Genomic DNA, 20919 nt, shown 5'->3' on the forward strand with positions numbered 1-20919 from the left:
TAATCAAATAATGTAAAATACTTTCACATTTCTCCTTGAACCCAACCATTAAGTCCCCATCTCTCACTCATGTGAAAGGCATTCACATTCAAACGCAACACAGACAGAACGATGGAGACCGCAATGAACACCGCCACCCACACCACCCATTACGACACCGCCCCCCGTGGTTGGTTCTCGCGCGCCGAGGCGTGGCTGGACGCACGTGGCAAAGGCGCTTGGATCGCCACCATGGTCGTCAGCTTCATCCTCTTCTGGCCCATTGGCCTTGCCCTTCTGGCCTATATGATCTGGAGCAAACGCATGTTTTCGAAATCCTGTTCTCACCGCCGCACACATGACAGTCAGGCTTGGCAGGACCGCCACATGTCGCACCGTCACGGATTTGCAACCTCGGGCAACTCGGCCTTTGACGCCTACAAGGCAGAAACCTTGCGCCGCCTGATGACTGAACAGGAAGCCTTCGAAGCCTTCCTCGAGCGTCTGCGCGCCGCGAAGGACAAGTCCGAGTTCGACCAATTCATGGAAGAACGCGCCGAAGCCGCCCGCAACTCAACCATTGACGAGCAGGAACTCGACGAAGACGTGACCGAGGATGTCGAAATCTTGGATGAACCCAAGCACAAAAAGAAGTAATACAGGCAAGAGTTCGCCTTCCCCCCGGCCCTTCCCAAGGGCCGGGCTCTGTTTGCCCCAATAAAGATGCACACGACCCAATGACCCAATCCTATGACCATCGCAGCAATTCCAACGGCGCAGGCCATTGGGGCTTGCCGGACCCGGACACGCAGGCCGAGTTCTATCAAGATGTAACGCTGAAGCGTCTGCTGGCGTGGTTCATCGATGTGGTGCTGATTTTTGGGATGTTCTTTTGCATCGGGATTTTGACCTTTGGAATTGGATTTTTCCTGTCGGGACTTGTCTATCTGGCGGTTGGCTTTGTCTATCGGATGACCACACTGACCAATAAGTCCGCAACCCTCGGGATGCGCCTGACCGCGATCGAGCTGCGCCGCCATGATGGCCAACGCTTTGACCGCCAGACTGCCGCCCTGCACACGCTGGCCTATTACCTGTCGATGTCGACTTTCATTTTGCAGCTGATCTCAATCGTGATGATGTTCACCACTGCACGTGGTCAGGGTCTGAGTGACATGGTGCTGGGCACCGCGGCCATCAACCGCGCCTCTGAACGCCGCTAAAGCCAAATCAAGCAAACAAAGCCTCCGTTTACCCTGACAAACAACGGGGGCTTGCCCGAAACCGCATGGTCGGGCTAGGCTCGTTCTGATTTGACATGACTACGAGAGACCATGCGCCATACACTTCCGCTTGCCCCTCAGTTCTATGTAACTGCTCCGCAGGAATGCCCCTATTTGGATGGGCGCATGGAGCGCAAGCTATTCACAGCCCTTCAGGGTGAGCATGCGGAAACACTGAACGATACCCTGTCCAAGCAGGGATTCCGCCGGTCGCAAAACGTCCTCTATCGCCCGTCCTGCGCTGAATGCTCGGCCTGTTTGTCTGCCCGCATCAGGGTGGCTGATTTCCAACCCAGCAAAAGCCAGCGTCGCACGGCCAAGCGCAATGCGATGCTTGAACGTCGCGCCCGCGCCCCGTGGGCCAGCGAAGATCAGTACGAGCTGTTCCGTCGCTATCTGGACACACGTCATGCCGAGGGTGGTATGGCTGATATGGATGTGTTCGAATTTGCCGCGATGATCGAAGAAACCCCGATCAAAAGCCGCGTGATCGAATATGCCGAACGTGGCCCGGATCAGCTTCCCGGCGATGACGCCACAGGTCCCTTGCGCGCAGTCTGCCTGACCGATGTGCTCGAAGACGGGTTGTCGATGGTCTATTCCTTCTACGATCCCGACTGGCATCGCAAATCCCTTGGTACCTATATGATCCTCGATCATATCGACATCGCACGCGAGGCGGGCCTGCCTTACGTCTATCTGGGCTATTGGGTGCCGGGCAGTCCGAAGATGGACTATAAGGCCACGTTTTCGTCCATCGAGATCTATCGCGACAACCACTGGACGCCGCTGGTCACGGACGAGGATTACTCGGCCGAACTGCACCCCCTGTCCACAGATCCAATCGCGGAGCAAGTGGCCAGCATCACGCTGCCGGACACGGCCAGCAAGGTGCATCGCGAGGCCTGATCAACTCGGAAAGCGTAGAGATTTGCTGCGACTGCACAAATCTTTGCCGCGAAATTCGGCAAATACCGAGTTTGCACGGGCCATATTTCCATAAATTGCGCCCAGACCTCCAATTTCAGACCGAAAATTACAAAATTTTCGCTTCCGCGACATTTTCTACGCGCTTTCGCTGTTGACGCCCCCGCTCACCGCTCATAATGTCCCGCGCATATGTTGAAGAAGCCTTCAAGGATCCCCTTGGGCAAGAACATGGAAAAACTGCAATGGGCAGCGTCCTAGTACTTGTTGGATATTGGCGCATGGGCCGGTAACGGAACCATAATGGAACCCCATGCGCCCCCGAGATGATCGGGGGCTTTTTTGTGAGAAGCGCACGTGGAACGGAGAAGAAGATGACACGTCAGATGACCGGAGCGAAAATGGTAGTTCAAGCCCTGAAGGATCAGGGTGTGGACACAGTCTTTGGCTATCCCGGGGGCGCTGTCCTACCGATTTATGACGAAATTTTTCAGCAGAACGACATTCGTCACATCCTTGTCCGTCACGAGCAAGGCGCGGTTCACGCTGCCGAAGGATATGCCCGTGCAACCGGCAAGCCTGGCGTAGTTCTGGTAACCTCGGGCCCTGGCGCGACGAACGCCGTAACCGGCCTGACCGACGCGCTTTTGGACTCGATCCCGCTGGTTGTTCTGACCGGTCAGGTTCCGACTTTCATGATCGGCACCGATGGTTTTCAGGAAGCGGACACCGTAGGCATCACCCGCCCCTGCACCAAGCATAACTGGCTGGTGAAAGAGACCGACAAGCTGTCGGAGACAATCCATCAGGCGTTCCACGTGGCCACCTCGGGCCGTCCGGGCCCGACGCTGATCGATATTCCCAAGGACGTTCAGTTCGCCACCGGCAGCTATACGCCGCCCGCCAAGACCGAAACCGGCCACTATCAGCCGCAGATACGCGGCGACATCGATGCGATCACCGAACTGGCCGAGCTGATGGAAACCGCGGAACGCCCGATCTTCTATACGGGTGGCGGCGTGATCAACTCGGGCCCCGCAGCCAGCCAGCTGCTGCGCGAACTGGTGGACGCGACAGGCTTCCCGATCACCTCGACCCTGATGGGTCTGGGCGCCTACCCGGCCTCGGGCGAGCAATGGTTGGGCATGCTGGGCATGCACGGTCTGTACGAGGCCAACATGGCGATGCATGACTGTGACCTGATGATCTGTGTTGGCGCACGTTTCGACGACCGGATCACTGGCCGCCTTGACGCGTTCAGCCCGAGCTCGAAAAAAGCGCATATCGACATTGATCCCAGCTCGATCAACAAGGTGGTGCATGTAGACCTTCCGATCGTTGGTGATGTTGGCCACGTGCTGGAAGACCTGCTGAAGGTCTGGAAAGCGCGCGGACGCAAGACCAACAAAAACGGTCTGGGCAAATGGTCCGAGCAAATCGCCGAATGGAAAGAGCGTCGCTGCCTGTCCTATCAGAGAACAGATAACGTCATTCAGCCGCAACACGCGCTGGAACGCCTCGAGGCGCTGACCAAAGACAAAGATCGCTATGTGGCCACCGAAGTGGGTCAGCACCAGATGTGGGCTGCCCAATTCCTGGGCTTCGAGGATCCGAACCGCTGGCTGACCTCGGGTGGTCTGGGCACGATGGGCTATGGCCTGCCGGCTTCGCTGGGCGCGCAGATCGCGCATCCCGACGCGTGTGTGATCAACGTGGCGGGCGATGCCTCGTGGCTGATGAACATGCAGGAAATGGGCACCGCGGTTCAGTTCCGCGCGCCGATCAAGCAGTTCATCCTGAACAACGAACGTCTGGGCATGGTGCGCCAGTGGCAAGAGCTGCTGCACGGCGAACGCTACAGCCACAGCTGGTCGGAAAGCCTGCCTGATTTCGTCAAGCTGGCCGAGGCGTTTGGCTGCCAAGGCCGTCAGGTGTCTGACCCGGCCGAGCTGGACGACGCCATTCAGGAAATGCTGGACTATGACGGCCCGTTCATCCTGGACGTTCTGGTCGAAAAACACGCCAATTGCTTCCCGATGATCCCATCGGGCGCGCCGCATAATGACATGCTGATGGGCGAAGCCGAGACGCAGGGCGTTATCGGTGCCGCTGGCGCAACACTGGTTTAAGGAGGGCTTTTAAATGTCTGCACTAAAAATCAAAAAAGGTTCCTCCCGCAAGTCGGCTTATGACCTACGTGACCCGAACTCGGACATCGTCGAAAGCCACACTCTGGCCTGCGTGGTGGACAACGAAGCCGGTGTTCTGGCGCGCGTCATCGGTCTGTTTGCTGGCCGTGGATACAACATCGAAAGCCTGACCGTGGCCGAGGTTGATCACGAAGGGCACCTGTCACGTATCACCATCGTCACCACCGGCACACCTGCCGTGATCGAACAGATCAAGGCGCAGCTGGGCCGCATCGTTCCCGTACATGAAGTGCATGACCTGACCGTCGAAGGCCCGGCAGTCGAGCGTGAACTGGCGCTTCTGAAAGTCGAAGGTGCCGGTGACAAACGCGTCGAAGCGCTGCGTCTGGCCGACATCTTCCGTGCCAACGTTGTCGACAGCACGCTGGACAGCTTTGTGTTCGAGATCACCGGCACGACCGAGAAGATCGACGCCTTTGCCGAGCTGATGCGCCCTCTTGGCCTCAGCGAAGTGGCCCGCACCGGTGTGGCCGCCCTGCCCCGCGGCGTATAAGTACACCAGCAGAAAAAACAGACGCCCGGTTGCATCAGCGGCCGGGCGTTTTTTATTGGCGGTGCACCCACCTACGAAAATCATGCACCCGGAAAGAAAAACGGGGTGCCCATCGGGCACCCCAGTTTCACTGATAGGGCTCTTCATTGGTACCGCTCAGTGTTATTGCCTGCGGCCCTACCTGTGTCGGGGGCAAGCGCACCTGCCCCATGTTAGGATGGCGGGCATCCCCCGTACCCACCCTAACCTTGCCCGGGCCACCACTTGGGACAGGCGGCCCAGACGAAACCGTTAACTACAGCCCGTGGTCGAGCCGCAGGTGTTGCACTTCATGCACGTGCCGTTGCGCACCAGCGTATAGTTTCCGCACTCGCCGCAGGGATCCCCTTCGTACCCCTGCATCTTGGCCTTCGTGCGTGCGTCAATGGTGTTCACAGTGCCGGTTGAAACCGAGGTCTCGGTCACCGACATCTCGACCACGGCGGTGTCACCACCCGCCGTTTCCGGAACCAGAGTGTTCAACGTCGCCACGGGATCGGTTCCCGTCAGGGCCGTTCCACCCGCTTCGGCACCGCCCTGCAGCACCACCAGCTCTTGCGGCAGACGCTTACGCAGATAGCCAGTCGAGCTAATTTGTTTCAGCACTTCCAAGGACTTAGTAGCTGCTGTCTCGGACGGTTCTTGAACGTTCGACACGCCCTCTTCCTCGCCACGGCCCAGATCATCGAAGGTCGCGCCTTGCGGTTTCACATGCGCCAGATCGGTGCGGTCCAGATAGGACACGGCCAGCTCGCGGAAGATGTAGTCCAGGATCGACGTCGCGTTTTTGATCGAGTCGTTGCCCTGCACCATCCCAGCCGGTTCGAACTTGGTGAAGGTGAAGGCGTCCACGAATTCCTCAAGCGGCACGCCGTATTGCAGGCCCACTGACACGGCGATGGCAAAGTTGTTCATCATCGCACGGAAGCCAGCGCCTTCCTTGTGCATGTCGATGAAGATCTCGCCCAGATTGCCGTCTTCGTATTCGCCAGTCCGCAGATAGACCTTGTGACCACCGACGATGGCTTTCTGGGTATAGCCCTTGCGGCGCTCGGGCAGCTTCTCGCGTCCGCGTGCGACCTCTTTGATCACCACTTTTTCGATGATCTTCTCGGCCAGCGTCACGGCCTTCTCGTGGGTCGAGCCCGAGGCCAGAATTTCTTCTGCTTCCTCATCATCCTCGACCAGAGCCGCGGCCAAAGGCTGGCTCAGCTTCGAGCCATCGCGATAGAGCGCATTGGCCTTCACACCCAGCGACCAGCTGAGTTCATAAGCCTTCTGGCAGTCCTCGATCGTCGCATCATTCGGCATATTGATCGTTTTCGAGATCGCTCCCGAGATGAAGGACTGCGCCGCGGCCATCATGTGGATATGGCTGTCAACACTCAGGAAACGCTTGCCTTTTTTGCCGCACGCATTGGCGCAGTCAAAGACGTTATAGTGCTCTTCCTTCAGGAACGGCGCGCCTTCCAGCGTCATCGTGCCCAGAACGTGGTCGTTCGCGGCTTCGATGTCCTTACGGGTGAAGCCGAGGTGACGCAGCAGGTTGAACTCGGGATCGTTCAGCTTTTCTGCCGGAATGCCCAGAACGTTGGTGCAGAACTCCTCGCCCAGCGTCCACTGGTTGAAGACAAAGCGGATGTCGAAGGCGGAGGGCAAGGCTGCCTCGATCTTCTCGATCTCGTTCTGACCAAAGCCGTGACCGATCAGCGTGGTGTGGTTGATCGCAGGTGCGTTACCCATGGTGCCGTGGCCGACCGCATAGGCGATGATCTCTTCGATTTGCGCGCTGTCATAGCCCAGCTTTTCAAGCGCGGCAGGCACCGAGCGGTTGATGATCTTGAAGTAGCCACCACCGGCCAGCTTTTTGAACTTCACCAGTGCAAAGTCGGGCTCGATCCCGGTCGTGTCGCAGTCCATCACCAGACCGATGGTGCCGGTGGGTGCAATCACAGACACCTGCGCATTGCGGTAGCCGTGCTTTTCACCCAGCGCATAGGCTTCGTCCCACGCACCCATGGCCAGATCGACCAACTTGGCATCGGGGCAGTTTTTCATGTCCAGCGGAACCGGCTTCACGGCCAGATCCTGATAGCCTTCGCTGGCACCGTAAGCGGCGTTACGATGGTTCTGGATGACGCGCAGCATGTGTTCTTTGTTGCGCTCGTAGCCTTCAAAGGCACCCAGCTCGCCCGCAATCTCGGCCGACGTCGCATAGGCTACACCGGTCATAATCGCGGTCAGCGCGCCACAGAGCGCCCGGCCTTCGTCGCTGTCATAGCCATAGCCCATGTTCATCAGAAGGCCGCCAATATTGGCATAGCCCAGACCCAAGGTTCGGAAAACATAGGATAATTCCGCGATCTCTTTCGACGGGAACTGCGCCATCATGACCGAGATTTCCAGCGTGATGGTCCACAGGCGCGTGGCGTGCATGTAGTCTTCGGCCTGGAATTGACCATCCTTCAAGAAGGTCAGCAGGTTCATCGAGGCAAGGTTACACGCCGTGTCGTCTAGGAACATGTATTCCGAACACGGGTTCGAGCCGCGGATCTGGCCGTCTTCCGGGCAGGTGTGCCACGCATTAACCGTGTCGTGGTACTGGATGCCGGGATCAGCACAGGACCATGCGGCGTGGCCAATCTGCTCCCACAAATCACGTGCCTTGATGGTCTTGGCGACAGTGCCGTCGGTGCGGCGGATCAGCTCCCAGTCTGCATCGGCTTCAACGGCTTTCAGGAAGCTGTCGGTGACGCGGACCGAGTTGTTCGAGTTCTGGCCGGAGACGGTGGCATAGGCCTCGCTGTCCCAGTCGGTGTCATAGGTCGGGAACTCGATCGAGCCAAAGCCCTGCTTGGCATAATCCAGCACGCGCTTGACGTAAGCTTCTGGAATGGCGACCTTTTTCGCGGCGCGCACCGCGTCTTTCAGCGTCTCGTTTGTTTTGGGGTCATAGGCATCTTCTTCTTTGCCGTCCCATGCGCGGATAGCAGCGAAGATATGGTTCAGATGCTGTTCATGCATCTTCGAGCCAGCGACAAGCGAGGCCACCTTCTGCTCTTCTTTGACCTTCCAGTTGATGTATTCCTCGATATCCGGGTGGTCGGCATCGACGATCACCATCTTGGCTGCTCGACGGGTGGTGCCACCCGACTTGATCGCGCCAGCAGCGCGGTCACCGATTTTCAAGAAGCCCATCAGGCCCGAGGACTTGCCGCCGCCCGACAGCGGTTCATCCGCCGCACGGAGGGACGAGAAGTTAGTACCAGTGCCGGAACCGTATTTGAACAGGCGCGCCTCGCGGACCCAAAGGTCCATGATGCCGCCGTCACCCACCAGATCGTCGCCGATTGACTGGATGAAGCAGGCATGCGGCTGCGGATGCTCATAGGAAGACTTGGAACGGGTCAGCTTGCGGGTTTTGTGATCGACATAATAGTGGCCCTGCGCAGGCCCATCGATGCCGTAAGCCCAGTGCAGACCGGTGTTGAACCATTGCGGGCTGTTCGGGGCGGCGCGCTGGCTTGCCAGCATGTGGCGCATTTCGTCGAAATAGGCACGGGCGTCTTCTTCGGTGGTGAAGTATCCACCCTTCCAGCCCCAATAGGCCCACGCACCAGCCAGACGGTTGAATACTTGCTTGGCCGACGTCTCGCCTCCGAAACGCTCACCTTCGGGCAGGTCTGCCATCGCCTTCTCATCCGGAACCGAACGCCACAGGAATTCAGGAACGCCCTTTTCCTTGACCTTCTTCAAAACGGCGGGGACACCAGCTTTACGGAAGTATTTCTGCGCAATCACATCGGACGCCACCTGGCTCCAGCTTGTCGGCACTTCGCAGTCGTCCAGTTTGAAAACGATGGTGCCATCTGGGTTGCGAATTTCGGACGCCGTCGTGGTGAAATCCAGCTCTGAATACGCGCCCTGCCCCGATTTTGTGAATTTGCGTTCAATCTTCATTGTGCCCTGTCCAGTCCCTTTAGTCGTCCCTTGCGGCCCGTCAGCGCAAAGGATCTGCCCTTTTCGATCAAATTTCGTGCTAGTCGAAGAGGCTGAGGATAAGGCACAGGATTATCGCCGAGCGCTGCACACCTTCAAAGTGACGCACCCTAGAAACTTCAAAATCGAAGCATAGCCCCTGTTTCACCCTACCAACCGCGGCCCACTATATGTTGTGGCCCTTTCGACTAGCCCCCACAATCTGGCGTAGTCGCCCCTATACCGTCAACGATAAATTAAGAGATATCCCCAACTCTTTTCTGTTGACGCATTTGCTTGCACAATGCTCGGAAGTCGCTCGGTTGATTCTCACTTTACTCTACCCTGGCGAGAAACCTTCTTTTGCTAGCGAATTGGCTGACTTACGCTTCAAACACTACATATTGCTTGAAGCGATGGCATTCCCCACTAGCGATAGCGTCTTGTCGGGGCCCGTGCCGTTTTCGTGACACACCGACACGCATCTTGCTTACACATGCAGCGAATCTAACAGGCTTCACAGGTCAAACGCTTCAGAAACCGACTCACATGTTGGCGCAAATACCGAGGTGCAGAATTAGGGAAACGAAGGATCCTGTCGCATAGAGACCCCCACATATAGTGGCATGGGTCGCCACCGGAAGTTCTCTAACGACGAACTCTTTTGTAGAAGAGTGGTCGGGACGGCAAGATTCGAACTTGCGACCCCCTGTACCCAAAACAGGTGCGCTACCAGACTGCGCTACGCCCCGAACGCCTCTTCCTTACCGATGTGTTTCGGCAATGAAAAGAGAGAATTCCCCACAAAATGAAATGTTGGGCGATTATTCTGAAACCGCTGCATCACACGGCCAAGCGGCCATTGCCTGATCAAAGGCGGGATGCCTCAACTCGCTGCCTTCGGCGATCCCAAGTCGCACAGTCAGCCCCCCGTTCAGTTCAAGCACAGCACTGACGCCCTGCCCTCCGTCGATCGGCGTTGTGTCGTGCGGGATCGCATTCTCGTGTATCCGCGACACGGTCCCATCAGGCTGAATAAATATCATATCGAGCGCGATCAGAGTGTTCTTCATCCAGAAGCTGACCTGTTGAGGTTTCTCGAACAGGAAAAGCATTCCATGGGTGGCGGGCATCGCTTCGCGGAACATCAAACCTTGAGCCCGCTCATTTGGGTCATCCGCCACCTCGACTGTAAAGGTTGCTTGCCCCCAGTTGCCCCGAACAGAGATGCGATCAAACTGGCACTCTGCAGCTTCTGCCCACCCTACGCTCAGAACTGCGGAAAAAATTGCGCAACAGATGATCCCCCCCGTGCGCAAAGATGGGATCAAGATGTGGTCTCGTCGTCGACAGCCGCATCCCAAGCGTGAACGGAAACCGCCATCTTGCCACGCTTCCCGTCAGCTGCGCGAATGCTGATCGCTTCCCCGGGCTGAAGATCGGCAAGACCCGACCGGCGCAGAACCTCGATATGGACGAAAATATCTTCGGAACTGCCGAACGCATTGGCGAACCCAAATCCCTTGGCCTTGTCGAACCATTTTACGCGGGCGGGCTCCATGTCTCCGATGCTGTCGGGATCGACCAGCCCCTCGACAATCTCTTCTAGCTGATGGACGTCATCCCCTTCCGGGGGCGCAATCGACAAAACGCTGATCGCCTGATAGCCACGATCCGTGGCCTGAACGGTGATTTCGATGCTGGATCCGTCGGCGACAGAGCTTTGGCCAAAATTGCGCAAAACATTGGCGTGCAACAGAATATCTGCCCCACCTTCATTCGCAACTACAAACCCGAACCCCTTGTTCGGATCGAACCATTTGACCTGCCCTTGCACCACTTCCGGCGCGCGGGCATCACCCATCTGCGACATATCAACCTCTAGCACATTTCGTCCCCACATTTACTATTGGGGCGTTTGCAGGGGCGACGCAAGCCCCGCAACCCTGTATTTTTGGATAGGTAAAGACCAAAAGCGGTAAGATTATCAGGGATTCAGCCGCTCAATCGTCCAGTTCTGATCCTGCCCAGAGCGCGTCCAGCGGAAACGGTCATGCAACCTGAATGCACCATCTGCCCAGAACTCGATTTCGACAGGTTGGATACGATATCCACCCCAAAAATCAGGGCGTTGAGGGGTTGGGCCGTGCTGTGCTGTCACCTTCGCAACCTTGGCCATCAAACTCGCGCGCGACGACAGGGGTTGGCTCTGCCGAGACGCCCAGGCACCAAGTTTGCTTTTCAGAGATCGTGACGCAAAGTAATTGTCGGCCTGCACGCCTTCTTCGCGGGTTACGGTTCCACGCACGCGAATTTGGCGCCTGAGACTTTTCCAGTGCATAACGAATGCAGCCTTCCCAGCCTGTTCGATTTCCTGCGCTTTGACCGAGCCATAATTCGTGTAGAAAACGAACGCGTCGTCTTCGATGTCTTTCAGAAGCACCATCCGCGCATTGGGCAGACCATCTGCATCGACGGTCGAAAGCGCAATCGCATTCGGATCGTTCAATTCATTTTTTTCGGCTTCGGCCAACCAGTGTCGCGCAATGACAAACGGGTCGTCGCCTGCAAAAATTCCGTCACGTTCAGACATTTGCTTTCCCTCTCACTCGGTTCATCTTTGCATGAACCCACCCGATAACTTGGCCAAATCCCGCCATTTCACAAGCACATAGCGCCATGCCGGACTTGAAGACGTACCGTCAATCGCATAAACGGTCTTAACGCAGTATCGCGGGACGAGGAATATTTATGTCGACCGAATTGATGAAGGGAAAGCGTGGCCTGATCATGGGGCTCGCAAATGATAAATCCATTGCATGGGGAATTGCGAAGGCCTGTGCCGACGCCGGCGCCGAGCTTGCCTTTTCCTATCAAGGTGAGGCTCTGAAAAAGCGGGTTGGACCGCTGGCAGACCAGCTTGGTTCGGACATTGTTCTGGAATGCGATGTGGCAGATCAGGCGTCGATTGACGCGCTGTTTGCCGAGTTGGAGAAGAAATGGGGCAAGCTGGACTTCATCGTCCATGCCATTGGTTTCTCAGACAAAAACGAGCTTCGCGGCCGTTACGTCGACACCAGCCCCGAGAACTTCCGCATGACGATGGACATCTCGGTCTACAGCTTCACAGCTGTTGCGCGCCGCGCGGCTGATCTGATGACCGATGGTGGCTCAATGCTAACGCTGACCTATTACGGTGCCGAGCAGGTGATGCCGCACTACAACGTCATGGGCGTGGCCAAAGCCGCGCTGGAAGCGTCTGTGCGCTATCTGGCCGAGGATCTGGGCAAGGACGGCATCCGCGTGAACTCGATTTCAGCGGGTCCGATCAAAACACTGGCTGCCTCGGGCATCGGTGATTTCCGCTATATCCTGAAATGGAACGAGCTGAATTCGCCCCTTCGTCGCAATGTGTCCATCAACGATGTGGGCAATTCGGCGCTGTATCTGTTGTCCGATCTGGGGTCTGGAGTGACCGGTGAGACCCATCACGTAGACGCAGGGTACCACGTGGTCGGCATGAAAGCCGTCGATGCGCCTGACATCGACGTGACCACCGGCCGCAAGTAAGGAGCGCACGTCATGAGCGATCATCGTCTTCCGCATGAAAAAGGGTTCCACATCAGCTGGGATCAGATCCACCGCGACAGCCGCGCGCTGGCGTGGCGATTGGATGGTCAGGGTCCAGATGATGGTGCGTGGCGTGCCGTTGTTGCGATCACCCGTGGCGGCATGGCCCCTGCCATGATCGTCAGCCGCGAATTGGACATCCGCACTGTGGATACGATCAGCGTCAAATCCTATCACGCAGGTGGCGGCAAAGCTGACCAACAGAGTGAGGCTCAGGTGCTGAAATCTCCGGATGCCGCGCTGATGGGCGACGGCGAAGGCATTCTGATCATTGATGATCTGGTAGACAGTGGCAAAACGCTGGAACTGGTCCGCGAGATGTTCCCCAAAGCGCATTTTGCAACGGTTTACGCCAAACCGAAAGGTCGCCCGCAGGTGGACACCTTCATCACCGAAGTCAGTCAAGACACTTGGATTTTCTTCCCCTGGGACATGGCCCTGCAATATGTAGAGCCCTATCGCGGAACAGACTAAGCAGCTCTGATAGAAACAAAAAACCCCGGCCTAGCCGGGGTTTTTTTCTTGCCAATTCGATGGCGAATTACTCGGCAGCTTCGCCGGACGGATCGGTCGCCTTGGGCGCCGGGTCTTGTGCGGACTCAGACGACTTAGCCTCGTCTTTGCGGGCCGGTTTGCGTGGCTTGCGGGCGCGTGTCGGCTGGCGACGCGGCTTGCTTTCAGGCGTTTCAACCAGACCATTATCACCGTCATCCGCGATATCGGGCTGTGGCGATTGTGACAGATCGGGCTGATCACCTTCCCCCGGTACTGGTTGGTCTGGTGCTGTATTGGCCTGAGCTTCAGCACGCTCGGCACGTGCATCCTTGTCACGCTGCTGACGTTCACGATTCTGCTGATCGGCCTGCTGACGGCGGGTCTCGATCTCGCGTTGCGCTTCGCCCAACAGACGCGTGTAATGCTCGGCATGTTGCTGGAAGTTTTCACCAGCCACACGGTCGTTCGACAGGAACGCATCGCGCGTCAGCTGATTGTATTTGTCGATAATCTGCTGCGGCGTTCCGCGCACCTTCCCCTCGGGACCCGAGCTATCAAACACACGGTTGATGATGTTACCCGGGTTGTTCCGGTTGCGGTTCGACTTATTGCGCGAACGTGATTTCGACGATCTCATATAAAGTATCCGGTCTCAGCACAGTCTTGCGGCATTTGCCGCGCTGTTGTCTCGGTCACTGACCGCAAAGCAGCCGGATGATCCGATTTTAGGGCTTGTTCCCAGCGGCGGTCCAAGTGGACTGCGGCGCTGATACCCTTGCTAATCATGTGGCCCGAGAAAACACAAGCCTTATATGGAATATTTGCCAGATTTGGCGGTATTTCGCGCCAATCATCACGGTTTAGGACACAGGTTGAAGGCTAGGCCCCCTTATACCCCGAGGCCGCCACAACACGATCCTTCCCCCCCAGATCCTGATGCACGACGACCGTCGTAAACCCGGCGGCACGGCAGAGCTCTGACACAGCGTGACCTTGTAGATGCCCAATTTCGAGCAGCAATCGCCCCTCCTCGGCCAGATGGTTCGGCGCTGCTTGGATAATAATCCGATAGGCGTCCAGCCCGTCACCGCCAGGGGTCAGCGCCATATGTGGCTCCCAATCGCGCACCTCGGGGGACAGTTGGGTCATTTCGTCTTGGGTGATGTAAGGCGGATTCGAGACAATCAGATCAAACCGCGCATCCACCACAGGTTCGAACCAGCTTCCAGAATGGAACACAACACGATCAGATACGCCAAGTAGGTCTGCGTTACGTCCGGCCACGGCCAGAGCAAGCTCAGAAAGATCCACCCCCTGCCCTGTCGCATTGGGACGTTCCGCCAGCAAGGACAACAGGATACAGCCTGATCCTGTCCCAAGATCCGACACCGTTTCAAAAGGTGCCGACAGGGCCAGATCGACCAAAAGCTCGGTATCCGGACGCGGGTCCAGCACGTCGGGGGTCACAATGAAATCCCGCCCGTAAAACGCGCGCCGTCCGACGATTTGGGCGACGGGCTGGCGGGCGACGCGGGCCTCGATGGCCCGCTCGAACGCAGCTGCCTGATCCGACGTCACATCGTCATACAGCACCAAGGTCAGGCGACTCCGCTCCACCCCCAGCGCATAGGCCAGCAAAATACGCGCGTCACGCGCCGGATCGTTGATCCCGGCTTCGCGCAACCTCGCGACAGCCCCGGCCAGCAACACCGCCCCGGTCGTCACGCGTCCAGATCCGCCAGCTGAGCGGCTTGGGCTTCAGCGGTCAGAGCATCCACAATCTCGTCAAGATCGCCACCCATGATCTGATCCAGCTTGTATAGCGTCAGGTTGATCCGGTGATCGGTCATACGGCCCTGCGGGAAGTTATAGGTTCGAATCCGTTCCGACCGATCCCCCGATCCGACTTGCGATTTCCGATCCGCCGCGCGTTCGCTATCAACGCGCTGACGCTCCAGATCATAGAGCCGTGTTTTCAGAACCTGCATCGCGATCTCGCGGTTACGGTGCTGCGATTTCTCGGAACTGACCACCATGATCCCCGTGGGCAGGTGGGTAATGCGCACGGCCGAATCCGTCGTGTTCACGTGCTGACCACCCGAGCCAGACGCGCGCATCGTGTCGATCCGCAAATCACCGGGTTCGATCTGGATGTCCACATCTTCGGCTTCGGGCAGCACGGCGACCGTCGCGGCCGAGGTATGGATCCGCCCGCCACTTTCAGTTTCCGGCACGCGCTGCACGCGATGGACACCACTTTCATATTTCAGCCGCGCAAAGACGCCCTCGCCTTTTACATGGACGGTAACCTCTTTTATGCCGCCAAGCTCGGACAGACTTTGTTCGACGATGTCAAAACTCCAACCGCGCGATTCCGCATAGCGCTGATACATGCGCAGAAGGTCTCCGGCGAACAAAGCTGCCTCGTCCCCGCCCGTACCGGGGCGGATTTCGATCATCGCGGGGCGCGCATCTGCCGCGTCCTTAGGCAACAGCGCCAGACGCATGGATTGCTCCATCTCGGGCAGGCGCTCGCGCAGGACGGGCAGCTCCTCCTCGGCCAGTTCCCGCATATCGGGATCGTCCATCATCAGCTCGGCCTCGGCAATGTCATCCAGAAGTCGCTGATAGCTGGCGATTTCATCCACCACCGGCTTCAGTTCGGCATATTCGCGCCCAAGCGCTGCAATTTCATCCCCCGACAGGCCTTCGGCCATGCGGGCTTCGAGATATTGAAAGCGCTCGGTGATCGCGTTGAGTTTTTCCATAGGAACCATGGGGATGGTGTCTATGATTACGGGGGTTTGGTCAAGGGGCGCGGGCGTGCTAGACTGCGCTCATGACCTATCGTTTCGCGCTTCTCCTTGCGGTTCTGGCCACCCCGATCCATGCAGATGTGACCGGCCCCGGCGGCAAGGTGATTGATTGCTATTGCACCGACAGCACAGGTGGCCGGGTCGAACTGGGCCAGTCGATCTGCCTGTATGTCGATGGGCGTGCTTTCATGGCCCGCTGCGAGATGAGTTTGAACGTCCCAATGTGGCGCGAAACCGGCGAGGGCTGTGTCTCAGCGCAAGGAACCCCGCAGCGCTTCATTCCACTGCCGAACTCGGTCTCCATTCACCCCAAGATCTGATTTTCCGATCACCAGATGCGCGTGGATGTGTAGGTTGTCTTCATCCTGCCAAATTCGCGTAACATCCGGAAAGCCAAAGCCACGCGAGCGGGTCACGAAGCTGTTGCCATTGTCCGTAGCGATTTCGATGGTACGCGGAGTTTGGCGCACTATGCCCAGTAAATTGACCAGCGCATCCTTGGGAAGATCTGACAGAGGCAGCACGTATTTCGCCCCGCCGGGCATCCTGTGAACACCAGCTGCATCGGGTCCGGGTTTGGAGGTAAACCGGTCCGCCTCGATCGGCACGAGCCGTGCATAGAGCGCAAGCGCCCCGGCAAGCACCACAGGCACAGCAATTAGGATCAAGATCAGCTTCATGAGGGCTCCTTGGGCAGTGTCGGCCAGATATAAGTTTGATACGTGCCGAAACAGCCCCCGGATCAGTATGACATCGCGTCAACTGCGACACGCCCGAACCGGGGGAACCGATCCGGGCGCTGCCTATTTTTCCTATGAATGAATACTTATTTACGCTTGTTAAACGCCCAGAGGTTCAAGATCTCCATCGCGATATGCGCCCCGGCGATCGCGGTCGCACCGGTCGTGTCGAACGGAGGTGACACCTCGACCACGTCGCCACCAACGACGTTGATCCCGGCCAGATCGCGCAGGATGATTGACGCTTGGCCCGAGGTCAGACCACCCCAAACCGGCGTCCCAGTTCCGGGGGCGAAGGCCGGGTCCAGACCGTCGATATCGAAGGTCAGGTAAGTCTTGTTGTCACCCAGAATGGATTTGATCTTTTTGACCACGGCGGCGGGACCCGTTTCATGCACCTCGCGCGCGTCAATGATGTTCACGCCCAGCGTATCTTCATTGGTGGTGCGGATCCCCACCTGAACCGAGCGGCTGGGGTCGATCAGCCCCTCTTTCACCGCCTTGTAGAACATGGTGCCGTGATCCACGCGGCTCATATCATCATCCGGCCACGTGTCCGTGTGCGCGTCGAACTGCAGAAGGCTGAGCGGGCCGTGTTTCTTCACATGCGCCCGCAGAATCGGGAAAGTGATGTAGTGATCGCCCCCCAGCGTCAGGCACGCCGCATCCTGATCAAGGATCGAGGTGATGTGCGCCTCAAGCACTGCCGGAAATTGATCGATACGGGCATAATCAAAGGCCAGATCACCGTAATCCGCGACCGCAAACTCCGACAGAACATCGAAGCCCCAGCCATAAGCGGGATCCGGGGATTGCAGGCTCGACGCATCGCGAATGGCGCGTGGGCCAAGGCGTGTTCCCGGGCGGTTTGTCACCGCTTGATCAAATGGAATCCCCGTGACGGCGATGTCTACATCGGACAAATCCTTGGTGTAGGTCCGACGCAAAAAGGACCGCACACCTCCAAAGGTGTTTTCAAAGGAAAGCCCTTTAAATCCTTCGCGTGTAATCGCGGTGTCCACCTGATCGGCGGCGTCTTCCAATGCCATTTTGACCTCCTTGTTTGGAGGATGCCTAGCACAGCTCACGGCACGACGCCAGCAATTTGATCATATTTAAGCGAGGGGATTCAACCGCTCGACCAGACGGGCAAAAAAGCTGGATCCATAGGCCGCAACCTCGTCGTTGAAGTCGAATTTCGGATGATGCACGCCCGGCCCGTCCCCTTGCCCCAAGAACAGATAGGCGCCGGGGCGTTCCTCCAGCATATAGGCGAAATCCTCGGCTCCCATCTCGCGGCCCGAGGCATCGTCAACACGGTCTGCCCCCGATATCTCGCGCGCAGCCTCTGCGGCCTTCGCCACTTCGGGCGCGGTGTTGATCATCGGCGGATAGCCCAGCTCATAATCGATATCGACTTTCACACCGAAACTGGCCGCGTGCCCCTCCAAAATCTCGCGAATCCGCATCTCGACCATCTTGCGAACCTCGGGCGTGAAGGATCGGATCGTTGCCCCGAACCAGCCACTTTCCGGAATGACATTATCTGCCGTGCCCGCATGGATTTCCGTGACCGAGACCACAAGCTCATCGAGCGGACACAGGTTCCGGCTGACGATGGTTTGCAGCGCCTGCACCATTGCGACCATCGCGGGGATCGGGTCCACGCATTCATGCGGATAGGCACCGTGCCCGCCAACACCCGTCACCGTCGCGCGCAGCGTGTCCACCGCCGCCATCATCGGTCCGGGCGTGGTGACAAAGTGGCCCAGCTCGATCCCCGACATGGTGTGCAGGGCGTAGACCTCGGAAATGTCAAATCGCGCCATCATACCCTCGTCGCACATGTACTTTGCGCCGCCAAAGTTCTCCTCGGCTGGCTGGAAAATCAGCGCGACCCGCCCTCGGAAATTACGAGTCTCGGCCAAATACCGTGCAGCACCCAGCAACATGGTGGTGTGCCCATCATGGCCGCAGGCATGCATCAACCCTTTGTTCTGCGACGCATAGTCCAGCCCGGTCAGTTCCTCCATAGGAAGCGCATCCATGTCGGCGCGCAGCCCGATGGTCGCCCCCTCTCCCTGCCCGTTAATGATCGCCACTACGCCCGAAACACCGATCTGCTCGTGAATTTCATCAACGCCAAATTCACGCAAGCGGTCACAAACAAACGCCGCGGTCTGATGACACTCCAACCCAAACTCTGGGTTCTGATGCAAGTGACGGCGCCAGCCCTTCATATCTTCGTCAAAATCAGCGATACGGTTGATAACAGCCATGGAGCCCTCCTGAATTGGGCTGAAGGTTTCCTGATTGAGGGGCAAATGCAATGACCAAATCGTCCGACCAGCTTGTTCACGACCCAAATGGCGGCATGGATCGCCTGCGCGAGATCATGCGCCGTCTACGCGATCCAGAAACGGGCTGCCCCTGGGATATCGAGCAGGAATTCCGCACCATCGCGCCTTACACAATCGAGGAAGCCTATGAGGTCGCCGATGCCATCGAGCGCGAGGCGTGGGACGAGTTGAAGGGCGAGCTGGGCGACCTGCTGTTCCAATCCGTCTTCCACGCCCAGATGGCCGAAGAAAAGGGGCTGTTCAGCTTTGACGATGTGGCCGACACGATGTCGGACAAAATGGTCGCGCGGCATCCGCATGTGTTCGGGGACGAAAACCGCGACAAGTCCGCTGAACAGCAGACCCGCGATTGGGAAACCATCAAGGCCGCCGAACGCGCCGCGAAGGCCCAGCAAGGCGTCTTGGATGGCGTGGCCATCGGCCTGCCCGCCCTGCTGCGCGCTGTGAAACTGCAAAAACGTGCCGCACGTGTCGGATTCGATTGGCCCGAGATCGGCATGGTCTTGGACAAAATTACCGAAGAAGCCCGCGAAGTGGCTGAAGCCCGAGATACATTGGGGCAAGATGAATTGCGCGAAGAAATCGGGGATCTTCTGTTCGTCGTTGCCAACCTCGCCCGGCATCTTGATGTCGAGCCCGAGGAAGCCCTGCGTCACGCCAACGCCAAGTTCGAACGTCGCTTCAAAGGCATCGAGCGCAGATTGGCCACTATGGGCAAAACCCCCGAAGAGTCCGATCTGGAAGAAATGGATGCATTTTGGGAAGCCGAGAAAGCCGCAGAACGGGCTGCGCAGTAACCTGCGACATTTTCCCCGATAATTTTAATCAGGTATTGACCCGAGCGAAAGACTCGGGTTTAAGCGCCCCATCGAAACCGAAGGAGATCCGCGCGATGAAATCTGTTCGCACGCTTGCCATGGCCCTTGTTGGCGCCACAGCCCTTACCCCCGCCGCCGCAAGCGCTGACGAGGTGAATGTCTATTCTTTCCGTCAGCCCGAGCTGATCCAACCCCTGATGGACGCATTTCAAGAAGACACCGGCATCACCGTCAACGTGGCGTTCCTGAAACAAGGCGTTGTGGAACGCCTTCAGGCCGAGGGCAAACGCAGCCCCGCCGACCTGATCATGACGGTCGACATCTCGCGTCTGGCCGGCGTGGTCGAAGCGGACCTAACCCAACCGGTCAAGTCGGACGTCCTGGAAGGCAACATCCCCGCTGCTTACCGTGATCCGGGTGACCAGTGGTTCGGCCTGACCTCGCGTGCGCGCATCATCTATGCCTCGAAAGACCGCGTGGCCGAGGGTGAAATCACCACTTATGAAGACCTTGCTGACCCGAAATGGAAGGGCCGCATCTGCACCCGTTCGGGCACCCACAGTTACACGCTTGGCCTTGTCTCGGCCCACCTGACCCACCACGACACCGCCGCAACCACCGCTTGGCTGGAAGGCGTGAAAGCCAACCTAGCCCGCAAGCCGCAGGGCAACGACCGCGCGCAGGTCAAGGCGATCTGGGCCGGCGAATGTGACATCTCGATCGGCAATACCTATTACATGGGCAAGATGCTGGCAGATGAAGAGCAGAAAGCCTGGGCTGACAGCGTAAACGTCATCTTCCCGGTCTTCGAAGGCTCGGGCACCCACGTGAACCTGTCGGGCATGGCGCTGGCCAAGCATGCGCCGAACAAGGACAACGCCATCAAACTGATGGAATTCCTGTCCTCGCCGAAAGCGCAGGAAATCTATGCTTCACAGAACTATGAATACCCGATCGCACCGGGCACGCAGGCAGATGCCGTTGTCACCAGCTGGGGTGATTTCACCGCAGATGGCGTGAACCTGATGGAAGTGGCTGGCAACCGTGCCGAGGCGCTGAAACTGGTGCAACAAGTCGACTTCGACGGCTAAGCACCGTTCAAGATCACGAAGAAGGCCAAGACAGGACTGTCTTGGCCTTTTTTGTTCCAG

20 protein-coding genes and 1 tRNA gene are annotated in these 20919 nt (G+C 57.9%); 10 read left to right on the forward strand and 11 right to left on the reverse strand.

Annotated features, from left to right (window positions below; translation table 11 throughout):
- The first annotated feature begins 123 nt into the window (after positions 1-123).
- From G0Q00_RS02920 to ilvN, 5 genes are all read left to right on the forward strand, one after another.
- Positions 124-636: a DUF2852 domain-containing protein gene (locus G0Q00_RS02920; RefSeq protein WP_163036231.1), complete on the forward strand. Its 513-nt coding sequence runs from the start codon at positions 124-126 to the stop codon at positions 634-636.
- Positions 637-716: 80 nt separating this feature from the next.
- Entirely contained in the window at positions 717-1202 is a 486-nt protein-coding gene (locus G0Q00_RS02925) for an RDD family protein (RefSeq protein ID WP_163036233.1), read from the forward strand.
- Between the two features lie 111 nt (positions 1203-1313).
- Entirely contained in the window at positions 1314-2171 is an 858-nt protein-coding gene (locus tag G0Q00_RS02930) for an arginyltransferase (protein ID WP_163036235.1), read from the forward strand.
- 392 nt (positions 2172-2563) lie between these two features.
- Positions 2564-4318, forward strand: a complete 1755-nt coding sequence (locus tag G0Q00_RS02935) for an acetolactate synthase 3 large subunit (RefSeq protein ID WP_163036237.1) — start codon at positions 2564-2566, stop codon at positions 4316-4318.
- 13 nt (positions 4319-4331) lie between these two features.
- Positions 4332-4892 (forward strand): acetolactate synthase small subunit, encoded by a 561-nt coding sequence (gene ilvN / locus G0Q00_RS02940; RefSeq protein ID WP_163036246.1) that lies wholly within the window; start codon positions 4332-4334, stop codon positions 4890-4892.
- Between the two features lie 291 nt (positions 4893-5183).
- On the opposite strand, the gene G0Q00_RS02945 is transcribed toward ilvN, so the two are convergent.
- The 5 genes from G0Q00_RS02945 to pdxH all read right to left on the reverse strand — a co-directional run bounded on the left by G0Q00_RS02945 (position 5184) and on the right by pdxH (position 11502).
- Positions 5184-8891 carry a vitamin B12-dependent ribonucleotide reductase gene (locus tag G0Q00_RS02945; RefSeq protein WP_163036248.1) on the reverse strand — a complete coding sequence of 1236 codons (3708 nt, stop codon included), beginning with the start codon at positions 8889-8891 and terminating at the stop codon, positions 5184-5186.
- Between the two features lie 693 nt (positions 8892-9584).
- Positions 9585-9661: transfer RNA gene (locus G0Q00_RS02950), tRNA-Pro, on the reverse strand.
- A gap of 72 nt (positions 9662-9733) precedes the next feature.
- A complete protein-coding gene (locus G0Q00_RS02955; RefSeq protein WP_370458523.1) occupies positions 9734-10093 on the reverse strand; it encodes a DUF192 domain-containing protein in 360 nt (119 codons plus the stop codon).
- 143 nt (positions 10094-10236) lie between these two features.
- Positions 10237-10773 carry a cold-shock protein gene (locus tag G0Q00_RS02960; RefSeq protein WP_163038260.1) on the reverse strand — a complete coding sequence of 179 codons (537 nt, stop codon included), beginning with the start codon at positions 10771-10773 and terminating at the stop codon, positions 10237-10239.
- Positions 10774-10896: 123 nt separating this feature from the next.
- Positions 10897-11502 carry a pyridoxamine 5'-phosphate oxidase gene (gene pdxH, locus G0Q00_RS02965; protein WP_163036250.1) on the reverse strand — a complete coding sequence of 202 codons (606 nt, stop codon included), beginning with the start codon at positions 11500-11502 and terminating at the stop codon, positions 10897-10899.
- 158 nt (positions 11503-11660) lie between these two features.
- On the opposite strand from pdxH, the gene fabI reads away from it, so the two are divergent.
- Positions 11661-12479 (forward strand): enoyl-ACP reductase FabI, encoded by an 819-nt coding sequence (gene fabI, locus G0Q00_RS02970; protein WP_163036252.1) that lies wholly within the window; start codon positions 11661-11663, stop codon positions 12477-12479.
- A 12-nt stretch (positions 12480-12491) separates the two neighbouring features.
- Positions 12492-13013, forward strand: a complete 522-nt coding sequence (gene gpt, locus G0Q00_RS02975; protein WP_163036254.1) for a xanthine phosphoribosyltransferase — start codon at positions 12492-12494, stop codon at positions 13011-13013.
- Positions 13014-13080: 67 nt separating this feature from the next.
- Here gpt and G0Q00_RS02980 read toward each other — a convergent pair whose 3' ends face one another.
- From G0Q00_RS02980 to prfA, 3 genes are all read right to left on the reverse strand, one after another.
- Entirely contained in the window at positions 13081-13671 is a 591-nt protein-coding gene (locus tag G0Q00_RS02980; protein ID WP_163036256.1) for a DUF4167 domain-containing protein, read from the reverse strand.
- Between the two features lie 242 nt (positions 13672-13913).
- The gene (prmC, locus tag G0Q00_RS02985; protein ID WP_163036258.1) at positions 13914-14759 is read right to left on the reverse strand and encodes a peptide chain release factor N(5)-glutamine methyltransferase; all 846 of its coding nucleotides are present in this window, start codon (positions 14757-14759) and stop codon (positions 13914-13916) included.
- Positions 14756-15811: a peptide chain release factor 1 gene (gene prfA / locus G0Q00_RS02990; protein WP_163036260.1), complete on the reverse strand. Its 1056-nt coding sequence runs from the start codon at positions 15809-15811 to the stop codon at positions 14756-14758. Before prfA ends, prmC begins: the two co-directional genes overlap by 4 nt.
- Positions 15812-15873: 62 nt before the next feature.
- On the opposite strand from prfA, the gene G0Q00_RS02995 reads away from it, so the two are divergent.
- A complete protein-coding gene (locus tag G0Q00_RS02995; protein WP_163036262.1) occupies positions 15874-16170 on the forward strand; it encodes a hypothetical protein in 297 nt (98 codons plus the stop codon).
- Here G0Q00_RS02995 and G0Q00_RS03000 read toward each other — a convergent pair.
- The 3 genes from G0Q00_RS03000 to G0Q00_RS03010 all read right to left on the reverse strand — a co-directional run bounded on the left by G0Q00_RS03000 (position 16102) and on the right by G0Q00_RS03010 (position 18869).
- Positions 16102-16530, reverse strand: coding sequence for a DUF1499 domain-containing protein (locus G0Q00_RS03000; protein ID WP_163036264.1), 429 nt, complete (start codon positions 16528-16530; stop codon positions 16102-16104). The two genes, G0Q00_RS02995 and G0Q00_RS03000, sit on opposite strands and share 69 nt — an antisense overlap.
- 146 nt (positions 16531-16676) lie before the next feature.
- Positions 16677-17639, reverse strand: coding sequence for an agmatinase (speB, locus tag G0Q00_RS03005; protein ID WP_163036266.1), 963 nt, complete (start codon positions 17637-17639; stop codon positions 16677-16679).
- A gap of 66 nt (positions 17640-17705) precedes the next feature.
- Positions 17706-18869, reverse strand: a complete 1164-nt coding sequence (locus G0Q00_RS03010) for a M20 aminoacylase family protein (RefSeq protein ID WP_163036268.1) — start codon at positions 18867-18869, stop codon at positions 17706-17708.
- 50 nt (positions 18870-18919) lie between these two features.
- Here G0Q00_RS03010 and mazG point away from each other — a divergent pair, with 50 nt between their 5' ends.
- Positions 18920-19747, forward strand: a complete 828-nt coding sequence (gene mazG, locus G0Q00_RS03015) for a nucleoside triphosphate pyrophosphohydrolase (RefSeq protein ID WP_163036270.1) — start codon at positions 18920-18922, stop codon at positions 19745-19747.
- 95 nt (positions 19748-19842) lie between these two features.
- Complete coding sequence (locus G0Q00_RS03020) at positions 19843-20859, forward strand: Fe(3+) ABC transporter substrate-binding protein (RefSeq protein ID WP_163036272.1); 1017 nt, start codon at positions 19843-19845, stop codon at positions 20857-20859.
- Positions 20860-20919 lie beyond the last annotated feature (60 nt).

Origin of the sequence: Aliiroseovarius sp. PrR006 (assembly GCF_010500215.1) — a bacterium.
In the GTDB taxonomy this organism is placed as follows: Bacteria; Pseudomonadota; Alphaproteobacteria; order Rhodobacterales; family Rhodobacteraceae; genus Aliiroseovarius.